The sequence below is a fragment of the Roseateles sp. GW821-FHT03B02 genome (genome assembly GCF_059421025.1).
In genome coordinates, this window is sequence record NZ_JBWKUV010000002.1 from 672,802 (window position 1) to 689,297 (window position 16,496).

At 68.5% G+C, this 16,496-nt stretch carries 1 protein-coding gene (running past one end of the window); it reads right to left on the reverse strand.

Annotated elements, in window-relative coordinates; genetic code table 11:
* Positions 1-16,496, reverse strand: the final stretch of a protein-coding gene (locus tag AC07VX_RS09405) for an Ig-like domain-containing protein (RefSeq protein WP_493164443.1). 24,391 nt of this gene lie beyond the right edge of the window; the window shows 16,496 of its 40,887 coding nt (coding positions 24,392-40,887); its start codon lies beyond the right edge, outside the window — the gene reads right to left on this strand; it ends in the stop codon at positions 1-3.

Genomic DNA, 16,496 nt, shown 5'->3' on the forward strand with positions numbered 1-16,496 from the left:
TCACAGCGTCAGCTTCCAGTCATTGGGCGCCGTCTGGCGCGATCCTGCAACCCAGTCATTCACCCAGGTGCCGCTGGCCAGTGGCGCGTTGAGGCCGAAGTCCAGCGCACCGCCGCCGATCTTCACGACGGGGGCCGGCGCCGCGGCGCCGTTCGCAGCGGCCGGCAGCGGCGCCGGCTGCAGCGATGCCGCCTTGGCTGTGGGCTGGGCCGAGGAATCGGCAGCGGTGCCCACGCTCGCCGCGCTGGGTGCCGAAGCCGGTGTGGCCTGGGCCTGCTGCAGCAGGATGAGGGCGTCGGTGGCGGTCACGCGGGTGTCGCGGTTCATGTCGGCGATACGGACCGGGTCGATGAGCCGGTAGGCCGCGAAGCCGGTGTCGGTCTTGGCGGCCACGCGCTGAACCAGGGTCACGTCGGCGCTGCCGATGGCGCGGCTGCCGTCGCCGTCGCCCAGCACGGCCACCACGTGCAGGCCGTCATCGCCGCGCAGCGTGCCGCCGTTGCCGCTCATGTTGGCCAGGTGCAGCACCTCGGCAGCACCGTAGCCGGCAGAGACCGGCACGGTCGCCTGCACGAGGACGAGGTTGCGCAGGGCGGTGTCGGCAATCGCGCTGCCCAGCGTGACCTGCACATGCAGCAGGCCCGGCTGCGCTGCGTTGGCGCTGATGCTGCTGCCGGCGGGCAGGCCGTTGGCGAGCGTGGCGCCGGTCACCGTGAGCAGGGCCGGGTCGTAGGCAAGGTCGAAGCTGAGGCTGCTGAACCCGGTGGCGCCCCGCAGCGTGACGGCGAAGGCGCCGAGGGCCGGGTCGTAGCTGGCGACCTGTCCTGGGCCGCGGGCGAATTCCTGCACCGCCAGCACGGCGCCGCTGTAGGCAGCGACCGTGAAGCTGCGCGTCCAGGCATCGCCGGTCGTGCCGTCGCCGTTGCCGTCCAGGCGCAGGCCGGCGAGGCTGACGAAGCCGTCCGCGCCTGCGTTGAGCGTCAGCGTGTAGTTGCCGGCGGCGAGCAGGCCGCCGGTCTGCACGAAGCTCAGGCCGCGGCCGTCTGCGTCGAAGACGACGCTGCCGGCCACACGGCCCGAGGGGCCGGCGAAGTCGATGTCCGGCACCACGTTGCCCGCGCCGTACTGCTGGATGAGGCTGGCGTCGATGACCTGGTCGAAGTGCAGGTGGAAGCCGGTGTCGGTGGCCTGGAAGGCGTCGACATGCAGGGCCGGAGCGGCCTGCACGGTGATGTCGACGCGGCCGGTGGCCGTGGCGCCAAGGCTGTCGCCGACGCGATAGGTGAAGCTCGTCGCGCCCGTGAAGCCGGCCGTGGGCGTGAAGCGCATGCGGCCGTCGGCAAAGACCTGCACCGAGCCTTGCGTGCCGGTCACGTCGATGGACTGGATGCTCAGCGGGTCGCCGTCCGCATCGGTGTCGTTGGTCAGCAGGCCCGGCGCCGGGATGTCCAGCACCTGGCCGGCGGTGACGGTGTAGCTGTCGTTGACGGCCACAGGCGGGGCGTTGCCGACGGCGATGCGCACGATGCCGGTGGCGATGCCGCCGAAGCCGTCGCTGAGGCGGTAGCTGAACTGCGTGTTGCCGGTGAAGCCGGCCGTGGGCGTGAACTTCATGCGGCCGTCGGCAAAGACCTGCACGGTGCCCTGGGTGCCCGTCACGTCGATTGACTGGATGCTCAGCGGGTCGCCGTCGGCATCGGTGTCGTTGGCCAGCAGGCCCGGCGCCGGGATGTCCAGCACCTGGCCGGCATGCATGTTGTAGCTGTCGTCGACCGCGACCGGTGCGGCGTTGGCGACGGTGATGCGCACGATGCCGGTGGCGGTGCCGCCGAGGCCGTCGCTCAGCTTGTAGCTGAACTGCGTGTTGCCGACAAAGCCCGCCGTGGGCGTGAACTTCATGCGGCCATCGGCAAAGACCTGCACCGTGCCCTGGGTGCCGGTGACGTCAATGGACTGGATGGCCAGCGCGTCGCCATCGGCGTCCGTGTCGTTGGTCAGCAGGCCCGGTGCCGGGATGTCGATGACCTGGCCGGGACGCGTGGTGTAGCTGTCGTCGGCGGCCAGCGGCGCGGCGTTGGCCACGGTGATGCGGACGATGCCCGTCGCCGTGCCGCCCTGGCCGTCGCTCAGCTTGTAGCTGAACTGCGTGTTGCCGGTGAAGCCGGCCGTCGGCGTGAAGACCATGCGGCCGTCGGCGAAGACCTGCACCACGCCCTGGGTGCCGGTGACGTCGATGGACTGGATGGCGAGCGTGCCGCCGTCGGGGTCGCTGTCGTTGGCCAGCAGGCCCGGGGCGGGGACGGTGAGCGTCTTGCCGGCGTGGACGGTGTAGCTGTCGTCCTGGGCCGTCGGCGCACCATTGAAGGCCATGTGCAGTGCCAGGGTGCTCGGCGGGTGCGCGCCATCCTCGTCGGTCGGTGTGACGCTGACCGTGTAGTCGGCAGCCAGGCTGGCAAAGGTGTGAGTGAGGCTGCCCGGGTTGCCGGCAACGGTCTCGGTGTTGCCGTCACCCCAGTCGACGAAGAGCGAGGTGATGGTGTCGGTGCCGGGGTCGGTGACGGTGTAGGTGAAGGTGTAGGGCTGGCCGCCCTTGCCGCTGGCGCCGCCGGGCGCGGTGAAGACGAGCTTGGGATCGACGTCCTTGACGTTGATCTTGAAGCTCGCGTCAGCCGTGCGGTTGGGGCTGCCGCCGTCGCTGACGCGCACGAGGATGTCCACGCTGGCGGCGCCGTCGGCCGGCGTCCACTTGAAGAGGCCGGTGCTGGCGTCGAGCGTGGCGCCTGAGGGGCCGCTGAGCAGCGTCCAGGTCTTGCCCGGGCCGTCGGGGTCGGTGGCGGTGAGCTGGACCTGGATCTGGCTGCCCTCGTTGACCTGCTGGTCGGCCACCGGCGTGATGACCGGCGGGTCGTTGACGTTGACGACCGTGAGGCTGTAGGTCGCCGTGGCCGAGGTCTTTGCGTTGCCGGCGGTGCCGTCGGGGTCGCCGCCGTCCTTGACGCGCCAGGTGAAGCTGTCGGCGCCGATGTAGCCGGCCGTGGGTGTGTAGACCCAGGCGCCGCCGGCGCCCTGGACGACGCTGCCATGCGTGGGCGCGGTGACGAGTTCGAACGTCAGGTTGGCGCGCGCGGTCTCGACGTCGGTGGCATCCAGCAGCAGGTTGGCACTGCCGTTCTCGTTGACGTTGGCAGACTGGTCAACGACGGCAGGCGCCGTGTTGACCGGCGTGACGTTGATGGTGACCTGGGCCGACGAGGAGCCGGTCTTGCCGTCGTCGACCTTGAAGACGAAGCTGTCCGGGCCGTTGTAGTTGGCGTCGGGCGTGTAGGTGAGCTTGTGGTTGACCGGGTCGATGGCGGACAGCGTGCCGTGCTGGACGTCGGTGGGGATGGAGTAGCCCAGGGTGTCGCCGTCGGCGTCGGTCGCGGCCAGCGTGATGACGATGCTGCCGTTCTCCGCGACGCTGACGGTGGCCGGCGCCGCCACCGGCGGGTGGTTGGTGGTGCGGTCGATGGTGAAGGTGCGGACATAGTCGCCGCCCGGCGTGCCGTTGGCGTCGCCGTCCAGCGGATTGCCGGCGGTGTCGAAGATGGCCTTGGTGCCCGACAGCGTCAGGCGGTACTTGCCCTCGGCCAGCACGCCGCCGAAGTTCAGCGTCAGCTTTGTCTCGGGGAAGGAATAGAACGGCGTGACCTTGACGACGACGTCGTCGCCGGTGTCGAAGGTACCGTCGGCGCCAGCGCCGCGCAGCTCGTAGTTGGCCGGGCTGCGGGCGGACACGCCGTTCAGGGATTCGCTGAAGTCCACTTGCACGGACGAGAAGGCCAATGCCGTCTTGCCGCCGTTGGCCGGCAACTGCGAGATGCTGACGACCTGCGGGCCGGTGGTGTCGCCAGACGCGCCCTGGAACTCGTAGGCGCCGATGTCGTAGTAGACGAGGCCGGGTGTGGGCGTCCACAGAAGGGAGTTGGCGCTGGCGAGGCTGGCCTGGCCGTCGTAGCCGGCAAGCACGTAGGCGAAGCCGTTGCCGGCCGACAGGCCAACGGTGGGCGTGAGGCCGGTGTTGCCGGCACCGTAATCGAAGCGGACCTTGCCGTCGGAGAACAGCGTCATCGACACGTTGACGTCGGTGTTGGTGCCCTGCAGCTTGGCGGCCCAGCGTACGGTGATGCTGGTGGCCGTCTGGCTGACGAAGACGTCCTTGCCGGTGGGGCCGGTGTCGAGGTCATCCCACAGCGGAGCGATGCGGACGTTGCGGAGCAGGGTTGCGGTGGAATTGGCATTGCCGCTGTAGGCCGAGTCGGGGCCGGCGAACTGCACGAAGCCGTTCGAGTTCACCAGCATCGTGGTGTAGGTCTTGCCGTAGAACGTGAAGTTGAAGCCCAGGGCCTGCTCGAAGGCGTAGTCGGTGGTGCGGAAGTTCTTGGCCGTGCCGGTAGCCGTGAAGAGGCTGGCCCCCTGGTCGGCCGGCACGAAGAGATCCCAGCCCGAGCCCTTGTCGACCGAGTCGGGGTCGTTGCGGCGGTCGCGGCCTTCGATGTCCTTGGCCGGCGACAGGTAGGCGTTGCCGGCATCGATAGCCGGCGAGTAGGCATCGAGTTCGAAGTTGTCGTCGAAGCCGTTGCCGGTGGAGACGCCTTGCTCGCCGAGGATGTTGTCGGCGCCGTCGACGTCCAGCAGCAGCGGGTTGCCGGTCTGCGAGTTGGCGTCCTTGCCGCTGGCGGTCTGCCAGGCGGCCAGCGTCGCCTGGGTGGCGCCGTTCCACAGGCCGATGTAGGCGTTGGCGGCCGGGCCGCGGTAGAGCAGGTTGTTGTTGCTCTGGAAGCCGGCCTGGCTGTTGGCGTCCACGCTGATGCCGTAGCCGGCATCGACGCGCAGGATGTTGTTGACGAGCAGCACGTTGCTGGCACTGCCGGTCAGACGGATGCCCTCGCCCACCGTCTGCAGGATGGTGTTGTTGTAGAGGCCGTCACCGCTTTCGATGGTGTGGCCGCCCTGCACTCTCACGCCCTGGTTGGTGTTGGCGTAGATGATGTTGTTGACGAGGCGGCTGTAGCCGGTGTCGATGACGCCGACGGAGTTGCTGTAGATGCGGTTTCCCTCCAGCGTGCCGTCGTAGACCTGGACGCCGGTGGTGTTGGCATAGATGTAGTTGCTGCGCAGCGTTGAGCCGTACTGGCTGTCGAAGCCCGTGCCGTTGTGGTGGATGAGGTTGCCCTCGACCAGCAGGCTGCCGTAGTAGTTCTGGATGCCGTAGCTGGCCTGGTTGTAGACCTCGTTGTCGCGGAAGATGGCGTTGGTGGTCGAGTAGGCGTAGAGGCCAACCGAGCTGTTGTCGTGGACCTTGTTGTCCAGGGCCAGGTTGTTGCTGCCGGAGTTGAAGTACAGGCCGGTCTGGTTGTTGCGGATGTCGTTGCCCTGGACGGTGTTGTTGCTGCCGCTCTCGATGTAGATGCCGCGCTGGGCGTTGTTGCGCAGCACGTTGTCGGCGAAGACGTTGCCGTCATTGAGATTGCCCACCCAGATGCCGTCGTTGGTGTTGCTGCTGACGTCGTTGGCGCGGAAGGTGTTGTTGTCGCTGTCGGCGTTGCCGTCGAGCACGACGCCATAGGCGCCGCCGGTGATGCCGAGATGGTCGATGGTGACGTTGTCGGCCCCGACGAAGTGCAGCGTGTAGGCGCCGGTGTTGGTGTTGCCGCGGCTGATGGTGGCGGTGTGGCCGAGGCCGCTCGGGCCGCTGATGCGCACGCCGGAGTCGCTCGCGTCGAAGCCGGCGTTCGTGTAGATGCGATAGCTGCCGGTGTCGACGTGGACGACATCGCCGGCGTCCAGGTTGTAGGCGCGCAGCAGCGCCGTGAGGCTGGCCATCGGGTGGGCCGCGTCCTTGCCGCTGTTGAGGTTGCTGCCCGCGGCCGTGCTGCTCTCGTCGCCGACGGTGCTGCCGTCGTTGATGTAGAACTCCGTGCCGCCGTTGGCGACCAGGAAAGGCTCGTTGCTGTCGTCCTGGGCCGCGACGCTGCCGTCGCCGTGCCGCAGCACGGCACGCACCAGCGCGGTGTTGCCGTTGGTGGCCTGGTCGGGCGTCCAGCTGTAGTGGCCGTTGCCGAAGCGGTCCATGCCGAGGCCGGTGGCCAGGGTCTGCCAGCTGGCGCCGTTGTCCAGGCTGGTCTGCAGTTCGACGGTGGCCTGCAGGTCGGCCGCCGGCACCACGCGCAGCACCTCGATGCCGCTGATCTCGGCGCCCCAGCCGCTGGTCTTGGTGATGAGGTCGAGGTTGATGCCATTGCCGCCGCTTGCGACAACGTTGAACTCGCGGATGACGGCCTTGTGGTTGGCGCCCGCGGCGGCGCGGATGTCGAAGTTGCTCTGCACGGTGCTGCCGTTGAGCTTGATGTCGAACTGGCGGTAACCCGGCTGGGTGTAGATGTAGTCCTCGGCGAAGTGCAGGCGGATGACGTACTGGCCGTCACCGACGGGCAGCGCATAGCTCAAGCCCTGGCCGATGGTGCCGTTGGCATAGACCGAGCTCTGGTAGACGGCGGCCGGCGCGGGGTTGGTGGCGCCGCTGAGGTCCACCACGTCCGTGTTGCTGGTGTAGCTGTAGCTCTGGGTCTGGTAGGCGTTGCGCTGCCACCAGCCGTTGATCGCGTCGCCCACCGGGCCGGCGTTGCCGGTGTTGATGAGCAGGGCCGGCTCGGTCGCGTTGATGCCGGCGGTGTGCCAGGCGATGTCGGCCGCGGTGCCGACCTCCAGCTTGGCGTAGCCGTCCGGCCCGGTGACCTGGATCATGGGCACCGGGTTGTGCGTGGCACCTGCGGTGTTGCCGTAGGCGCCCATGTCGATGCGGGCACCGTTGTTCAGCGGCTCGCGGCTGTAGTCGAAGCTCGGGTCGCCGGCATCCACGCCGGCAGCGCCGACGGGCAGGTGGAAGTCGTCGTCGGCGCCGGCATCGCCCTGCACGCGCTGCAGGCGGATGGCGTCCGCGCTGAACTTGCCATAGGCGCCGGCGTCGCTGACGCGAACGGTCAGCGTCGTGCCGCTGACGACGACGGTCGAGATGTCGCGCCACTTGGCGCCGTCGGCGGTGAAGTCGTTGGGCAGGCTGTTCTGGCCGGTGCGCTGGAAGCTGATCAGATTGTCGGGGTCGATCAGGCCGTCATAGATCTCGTAGGGCGTGTTGGATGCATAGCCGCCGCTGACGTTGTGGGCCCAGGTCGCGGCGATCTGATAGGTGCCCGGCTGCAGGCCGGTGAAGGTGTAGGTGGCGTAGTTGGCACCCGTGCCGTAGACGTTGCCGCCAGCCTCGCGGCGGTCACCGCCGTAGCCCGGCGTGCCGCTGGTGACGGTGGTGAAGCTGCCGGTCAGGCTGACGCCGATGTCGCCGTCGTCCAGGATGATCGCGTTGCCGATGGGCGCCACCGACCAGCCGTAGGCGTTGTCGGCACCATTGGCATCGGCGAACTGCACCGGCGCCACCTGGCTGTGCACGTCGTTGGCGGTCTCGAAGCGCCAGGTCAGCAGGTTGTTGAAGTCCACGCCTTCCCAGTTCATGCCCAGGAAGTCCAGCGGGTTGCTGCCGCCGAAGAGGTTGTAGTCGCTGTCGAAGCCGCGCTCGGAGTTGGCCGGCACGTAGATGGCCGTGCCGCCGGTCAGGTCGAAGATGTTGTTGCGCAACCGGACGTTGTAGGCATTGGCCTCGACCTCCACGGCCCGGCCGCCGGTCTGGCGGATGGTGTTGTTGTAGAAGCCGTTCAGGTCGTTGCCGCTGCGGCCGCCGGCGATGCGCACGGCCGCCGTGTTGGCCCAGAAGAGGTTGTTGCGAATCAGGTCGGAGCCGGCGTCGCGCAGGCCGGTCGTGTTGCTGTAGATGCGGTTGCCGGTGATGGTGCTGCTGGAGGCCTCGATGCCCATGGTGTTGGCAAACACCTGGTTGTCGAAGATCTCGGCGCTGCCACCGCCGATACCGGTGGTGTTCTGGCGCAGCACGTTGCCCTCGCCGCGCGCGCTCTGCAGGTAAAGGCCCGTGCCGGACTCCCACACCTCGTTGCCGCGCGCCACGCCCTCGTAGTAGATCTGGATGCCGGTGCTGGCGCCGTGCACGCGGTTGTTGCTGACGACCGGGGCGTCGTTGGCCTCGTCGCCGGCAGAGTAGGTGTAGATGCCGGTGGACTGGTTGTAGACCTCGTTGTCGGTGACCAGCAGCCGCGTCGTGTACTGGCCGTAGATGCCGGTGCCGCCGTTGTCGTGCACCGTGTTGCCGGTGACGAGGACGTCGTCGACGTTCTGGCCGATCCAGATGCCGCCGGAGGTGTTGCCCGTCACTTCGAGGTTCTTCAGCGTCGCCCGGTGCGAGCCGCTGTTGTCGCCGATGACGAGGCCGTACTGGCCGCCGCTGAGCTTGAGGTTCTCCAGGGTGATGTCGGTGGCGCCGGCGATGTTGACGGCGTACTGGTTGCCGTTGGTGTTGCCGCGGTTGAGCTCGGTGACGGCATGCAGCGCGCCGACGATGCGCACGCCCGAATCCTTGGCGGCGAGCGTGAAGTTGGTGATCAGGTTGTAGCGGCCGCTGTCGACGAAGACGGTGTCGCCCGGGCCCAGGTCGTAGGCGCGGAACAGGGCCGAAAGGCTGGCCATCGGGTGGGCCGCGTCCTTGCCGCTGTTGGCGTTGTCGCCCGCGGCCGTCGTGTACTCGTCGCCGGCGGTGGCGCCGTCGTTGACGTAGTAGACATGGCCGCCATTGGCGATCAGGAAGGGCTCGTCCGAGGTGTCGCTCGCTGCCGTCGTGCCATCTCCGTAGACGGCGACGGCGCGGACCAGCGCCGTGTTGCCGGCGGTGGCGAAGTCCGGCGTCCAGGTCGTGCGGCCGTTGCCGAAGCGATCCATCGCCAGGCCGGTGGCGACGGTGGTCCAGGACAGGCCGCTGTCCAGGCTGACCTGCAGGTTGACCTTGGCCGCCGCGTCGCCGGCGGGAACGACACGCTGGACCTCGATGCCGCTGATCTCGGCGCCCCAGCCGCTGCTCTTGGTGATGAGGTCGAGGTTGATGCCGGTGCCGCCGCTGGCAGTGACGGTGAACTCCTTGACGACCGCCTTGTGGTTGGCGCCCGCGGTGGCGCGGATGTCGAAGTTGCTCTCGACGGTGGCGCCATTGAGCTTGATGTCGAACTGGCGGTAGCCCGGCTGGGTGTAGATGTAGTCCTCCGCGAAATGCAGGCGGATGACGTAATGGCCGTCTGTCACCGGCAGCGCATAGCTCAGGCCCTGGCCGACGGTGCCGTTGGCGTAGACCGAGCTCTGGTAGACGGCCGTCGGCGCGGGGTTGGTCACGCCACTCAGGTCCACGGCATCGGTGTTGCTGGTATAGCTGTAGCCCTGCGTCTGGTAGGCGTTGCGCTGCCAGTTGCCCAGGGCGCCGCCCGCGATGGGGCCGGCATTGCCGGCGTTGATGGCCAGCACGGGCTCGGTGGGCAGCAGGCCGGCGGTGTGCCACTCGATGGTGGCCGGCTCGCCGACGGTGAGCTTGGCGTACCCGGTGGGGCCGTTGACCTGGATCATCGGCGCCGCGCTTTGCGTGGCGCCCGCCGTGTTGCCGTAGGCGCCCTGATCGATGCGGGCGCCGTTGTTCAGCGGCTCGATGAAATAGGGCGAGGTCGGGTCGCCGCCGTCCACGCCGGCCGAGCCGGCGAGCAGGTGGAAGTCGTCGTCCGCACCGCTGTCGCCAGCGATGCGCTGCACGCGGAGGGCGTCGGCCACGATCTTGCCGTACGAGGCGGCGTCGCTGACGCGCACGGTCAGCGTGTTGCCGGTGATGACGACGGTGGCCAGGTCGCGCCAGTTGGCGCCGTTGACGGCGTAGTCGGCCGGCAGGGCGCTCTGGTTGGTGCGCATGTTGCGCAGCAGGTTGGCCGCCGTGGCTGCGCCGTCGTAGAAGTAGTACGGCGCGTTGCCGGTATTGCCGGAGGTGCTGGCCCAGGTCGCCGCGACGACGTAGGTGCCGGGCTGCAGGCCGGTGAAGGTGTAGGTGGCGTAGTTGCTGCCGGTGCCGTACTGGTTGCCGTTGGCTTCGCGGCGGTCACCGCCGTAGCCCGGCGTGCCGGTGGAAACCGTTGCCCAGCTGCCGGTGAAGCTGACGTCGGCGTCGCCGTCGTCCAGGATGATGGCGCTGCCGATGGGGCTGTTGTCCCAGCCGAAGCGGTTGTCGGCGCCGTTCTCGTCGGCGTAGCTCGGCGCGCTGACGCGGCTGTGCACGTCGTAGCCGGTCTCGTAGACCCAGTCGGGGCGGCTGGCGAAATCACGGCCTTCCCAGCGCGTCAGCACGGTGCCGGGCTGGGCTGAGAAGAGGTTGTAGTCGCTGGTGAAGCCGCCTTCGCTGTTCGGGTTGACCGAGATGCCGGTCGCGCCGCTGCGCAGGTCCAGGATGTTGTTGACGATGCGGGCGTTGCTGGCGTTCTCGACGATGACGGCGGTGCCGCCGCTCTGCACGATGGTGTTGTTGACGACGCCCTGCTGCTCGGTGCCGCTGTAGCCGCCGGCCATGCGTACGCCGTTGGTGTTGTCCCAGATCAGGTTGTTGGTGAGCAGCGTGTTGCTGCTGACGTTGACGCCCAGCGCGTTGTCGTAGACGCGGTTGTTGCTCGCGACGAGGCTGGAGACGCTGAGGCCGGTCGTGTTGGCATAGGCGGTGTTGCCCGTCACGGCGACGCTGGAGGCGTCGATGCCGGTCGTGTTGCCCCAGACCTTGTTGCCGCTGACCTCGTAGTTGCCGGAGGCACCGATGCCGGTGGCGGTAGCCCAGACGGTGTTGCCCTTGACCCAGCCGTCGTAGTACTGCTGGATGCCGACGCCGCCGATGTCGTGCACCTGGTTGCCCGTGATGGTCGGGCCGTCGCTCGCCTCGTCGCCCGACGAGTAGGTGTAGATGCCGGTGCTCTGGTTGTAGACCTCGTTGCCGCTGACGAGCAGGCGGGTGGTGTACTGGCCGTAGATGCCGGTGCTGTTGCCGTTGTCGTGGACGATGTTGCCGAGGATCTTGCCGTCGTCGATGTTCTGGCCGATCCAGACGCCGCCCGAGCTGTTGCCGCTGATGTCGCTGTTGCTCAGCACGAAGCGGTGGGCGGCCGCGTTGTCGCTGATGACGAAGCCGTACTGGCCGCCGGTCAGCGTCACGCGGTCCAGCGTCACGTCGGTGGCACCGCTGCCCAGCATGAAGGCGTATTGGCCGCTGTTGGTGTTGCCGCGGTTCAGGATGGAGGCGTGGTTGACGGCCCCACGGATGACGACGCCGCTGTCCTGCGCATCCACCAGAAGGTTGGTCGACGAGTTGTAAATGCCGGTGTCGATGAGGATGAGGTCACCCGGCTTGAAGTCGTAGGCGTTCAGCAGCGCCTGCAGCGAGGCCTTGGGCTTGGACGCGCTGCGGCCGTCGTTGGCGTCGTCGCCGATGGCGGTCGTGTACTCGTCGCCGGTGGTCGCGCTGTCGTTGACGTAGAACACGGTGACCGTGGAGGCGAGGTGGAAGGTCGCGTCCGAGCGGTCGCTGACGGCCGGCTGGGTGGCCGAGCTGACGCGCAGGTAGTAATCGCCGCCCGGGAACTGGCCGGTGGCCGGCGTCCAGTCGTAGACGCCGTCGTTGGCCTCGCCGGCGGCCAGCGATTGCCAGTTGATGCCGTCCAGGCTGAGATCGAGGTTGACGTTGCCGGTGAAGCCGTCCGAGCGCCAGCGCACCGTGAACTTCTCGCCCTCGGCCACGGTCTCGCCGCCGTTGGGCGTCATCACGCGCACGTAGACGGCCGGGCTGAGTGAAGCGTAGAGGGTGTTGCCGTCCGAGCCGATGTTGACGTAGCCGCCCTGCGGCGCGGGCTCGTTGGCGAAGGGCTGGTCCAGCGCGCCGCGGTCGATGCCGGGGCTGTCCTGGGCATCGTTTGTCAGCGTGCCGGTCAGCAGCGTGGGCAGGCCACCCGCACCGACGACGGGTGCCAGCGACGCGCCATGGAAGCTGCCCTGCGTGCTCTGCAGGTGGAAGTCGTCGTCGCGGCCGTCGCTGGCGGCGCCGGCATAGCCTAGGTTGCCGTCGGCACCGTCGATGTCGACGAACAGCGGGTTGGTGGCCTGGCTGTCCAGGTCCTGGAAGTTGGCCTGGCGCCAGGCCGTCAGCGTGGCGCGCTGCGTGCCCTGCCATATGCCCACGGCGCCCTGGAAGATGTTGAAGTTGGACGTGAAGCCGTTCTGCGAGTTCGAGTCGACATTGATGCCGACGCCGCCGGCGCCGACCCACAGGATGTTGTCGACGAACTTGGCGTTGCTGGCCGATCCGTAGAGCTGGACGGCGTCGCCCGTGGTCTGGTAGACCGTGTTGCCGACGAACTGCGGCGCGCTGCCGTTGAGCTGCACGCCGACGAGGTTGTTGGCGTAGACGAGGTTGCTGCGCAGCGTGCTGTTGCCCTGGCTGTAGAGGCCGACGCCGTTGCTGTAGACCGTGTTGCCCGTGGCGGTGCCGGACGAAACCCACAGGCCGTAGCCGGTGTTGTTGGTGAAGTTGACGTTGTTGTAGATGCGGTTGTTGTTGACCGCACCGCTGTACATGTACAGGCCGTTGGCATTGCCGTAGACAACGTTCTCGCGCGCCTCGCCGCCACTCATGCCGATGCCGTAAGCGCCGGCGCCGAGGTTGCCGCTGGCCACGTTGCCCTGCACCAGCGCGTTGCCGCTGAAGCTGGCGCCGCCGTTGCCGTTGCCCAGGAAGCGGTTGCCCAGGCCCGAGCCGATGGCGCCGCCCACCAGGGCCTGCGTGCTGCCGCCCACGTATTGCAGCAGGCCCGTGCCGGAGTTGCCCTGGAACAAGTTGCCCTGCACGCGCGTGGCGCCGGGGTAGTAGAGGTAGGCGCCGTTGCCGGTGTTGCTGGTCAGCGTGGAGTTCGTCAGGAAGCCCAGGCTCGTATCGGCAAACAGGCCGCCCTGGCCGCGGTTGCGGCTGGCGGTGAGCTGATCGATGCCGCCCAGCGTGCCGCTGACGTAGAGCCCGGTCTGGCCGTTGTCGTGCACGTTCAGGCCGGTCCAGGTGGCCAGCGGTGCGTTGATCTGGCTGGCGTAGATGCCCTCGTTGACGTGGCCGTAGGACTCGATGTTGTCCAGCTCCACGGCCTCGGCGCCGCCGGTGATCAGCAGGCCGCGGTTGGCGTCGCGCAGCTGCAGGTTAGTGATGGTGACGAAGTCGGTGTCGGAAAGGTCTAGCAGCGCCCAACTGCGCTCGTTCGGCACGATGGGGAAGAGCGAAGCGGTATGGCCGGCCTGGGTCGGGCCGGTGAGGCGGAAGCCCTCGTCGATGCCGAAGCCGCGCGAGACCGAGCCGGACAACGCCAGCGACTCCAGGAAGGCGTAGTTGCCGGTGTCCACGTAGAGCGTGGCGCCGGCCTGCAGGTCATAGCTGCGGAACAGGTTGGTGACGTTGGGCTTGGGCGCACCGGCCGACTTGCCGGTGTTGCGGTTGTCGCCGGCGGCCGTGGCGTACTCGTCGCCGGCGGTCGAGCCGTCGTTGACCCAGTAGGTCAGCCCGTCCTCGGGCACCGTGAAGGTTTCCTGGCTGCGGTCCAGCACGGCGGCGTTGGTCACCAGGCTGATCTGGATGCGCAGGCCGTGGGTGTTGTAGTCGATGCCGCTGTTGCCGGGAATCCAGGTGAACTGGCCGGAGTCCGGCGTGGCCGCAACGACGTTGGCCACCCACTTGGGGCCGTCGGCCGTGTCCTGGTAAACGTCGATGCGCACCGGCGAGTCGTCGGTGTTGCCGAAGGTCTCCCAGGTGATGTTCAGGGGCTTGAACTTCTCCCAGTCGACGTAGAGGTCGGGGCTGCGCAGGTTGATGCGCGGCGAGCCGGTCAGCGGCTGGTCGGTGTAGGCATGGCCGTAGGCACCGAGGTCGCTGGCCTGGTTCTCGGTGATCTTGTAGAGGAAGGCCTGGTCGAAATAGCCGTCGGCATTGCCGCCGGCGAGGCGGTTGGTCTTGTAGACGAACTCCACCGAGCGCGTGCCGAAGGGCACCTCGGCACGCTGGCCGACAAGTTCCCAGCGGTTGGTCGTGCCGCTGGCCTTGGCCGTGGCCGTGGCGATCACGTCGCCGGCAGCGTTGCGGAAGGTCAGCTGCACCTCGCCGCTGTCCACCGGGCTCTCCACGCCCATGCGGATGCGGCCGCCGAACAGCAGTTCGATGTCCTGGCTGTCGGCTTGGGCCGCCGTCAGGCCCAACTGGGCCAGCGTGAAGGTCTGGCGCGCGAAGCCGCCGGCCACGCCGCCGGCGAAGTAGAAGTTGCTGCCCTCGTAGGCCAGCGGCGCCGAGCCGTTCGGCGTCACGAAGGCCTGCGAGCCGGCGTTGACTTCCCAGCCGGTCAGGCCGTTCTCGAAGCCAGGGTTGGCGATGAGGTTCTGGTCGGCCGGGTTGCGGCCGTTGTCCACCAGCACATTGCCCATGTCGATGCCGGGCGAGCTGAAGCGTTGCAATGCCACCGGCTCGCGCAGGCGGAAGTCGTCGCCCAGCAGGCTGACGAACTCGGGCTGGGCCCAGGTCGGGTTGACGACGGTGGCGCCGATGGAGTGCAGGTCGAAGCGGGCGATGTCGGCCTGCCAGTCGAGGATGTCGCTGAAGTCCTTGGTCCAGAAGCCGACCTTGCCCGCACCGGAAGTGAACAGGTTGTTGTAGTCGGAGTAGAAGCCGTAGCGGCTGTCGTTGGCCACGAACAGGTCATAGCCACCCATCGCCCACATCAGGTTGTTCTGCACCTCGACTTCGGTGCTGCCGCCCTCGGCCCTCAGGTTGTCGCCGGTGACGGCGTAGAAGGTGTTGTTGAACACCCGCACGTCGCTCTTGCCGTTGATCTCGATGCCGACCAGCGTGTTGCGATAGAACAGGTTGTGCAGCACGCGCTGCTCGCTGGTCGCATTGATGGCCGTCGTGTTGGCCGAGAAACGGTTGAACTGGATGGTGCCGGTGAAGGCGTTGACGCCGGTCGTGTTGGCCTCGATGAGGTTGGCGTGGTCCAGCGTCTCGCCGCCGATCTGGCCGGTGCCGGTGACACCCACCGTGTTGCCGCGCACGACCTGGCCCTGCATCAGCGCGCCGCCGAGCAGCTGAACGCCGGTGGCGTTGGCCTCGAAGGTGTTCGGGCGGTCGACGGACGCGCCCACCCAGCCCAGCGCCGCGTTGCCGATCAGGCTGCTCTTCAGGCCGACCGTGGCGCCAGTGACGGTATTGCCGGCCAGCTGGTTCGCCGCCGCGTAGTTGACGCCCAGCGCGCCGCCCTGGACGCGGTTGGTCTCGATGAGGCCGTTGAAAGTGGCCAGCAGGTCGAGGCCGGTACCCGTGCCGGTGGCGACGAAGCTGTTGCCGGCGATGCGGCCGCTGGCAGCGGAGCCGCCGACGATGCGTAGCGCCGCGGTTGAGCCGGTGACGCCGTTGTCGCGGATCTGCACGCCGGTCGCGCCGTCCAGCAGCAGGCCGATGGCGCCGGCGATGGTGTTGAAGCGCAGGCTGGCGTCCTGCACGCCGGCGGCGATGCTGACGCCGCCGCTGAACTTGTTGCCGAACAGGCGGGCGCCTTGGCCCGCCGTGATGCTGACCGCGCCGGTGGCGCTGGAGTCGCTGACGCCGACGCCGTTGGCCGCGATCGTCAGCGTGGACTGCAGCTTGAGGTTTTGCAGCGTCACGTTGGCGCCGTTGATGCTCACGGCGCCGGTGATGGTGCTGCCCGGTGCGCCCCAGACGGTCACGCCGGCGTCGGCGGCCGACACCGTGAAGCCGCCCTGGCTGCCGTTGACGACGATGACGTCGCCCGCGCCCAGCGTCTGGGTGTCGAGGATGGCCTGCACCGTGTTGCCGGCCGTCGCCATGAACACGCGGCTGACCGGGGCCACATCGGCGCGCACCATGATCTCGGGTGAGCCGACGCTGGCATCCGCCCAGGCCAGCACGGCCTTGCCGCTGCCGTCCACGGCGAGCGCCAGCTGCTGCGGCTCGCCGCCCGTCTGGCTGATGCCGCTGCCAGCGCCCACGCCGCTGGCCTGGCCCGGCAGCACTTCCTCGAAATGCTGGGTGGCCGCGTTCCACTGGCGCTCGAACAGGCTGCTGGCTGCGTCGGCCAGCGGGGTGTTGACCCATACCAGGCGCAGCGAGGCGCCGCCCGCCGCGAGCTGCGGCAGGCCGGGGCGGCTCTGGTCCTTGATGACATCGTTCACCGTGATGCCGCCGGCGCCGAGCTGGGCCGTGACGACGGTGGCGCCCTGGTCGGCCCAGGCCTGCCAGGCGACGAAGAGGCTGCCGCCGAAGTAGGCGACGCTGGGCTGGGCGTGCCAGGTCGTGTCGAGGCCCAGGGCCGCCCTGACGGCGGCGCCGCCGCTGACGCCAGCGCCGGCGTTGGAGCCGGCCAGGCCCGCCCAGGTGCCCGTGTCCGGCGCGCCGCCGGGCGTGAACTCGGTGACGTAGACCTGGCGCAGCGTGCCGCCCGTCTGCACGG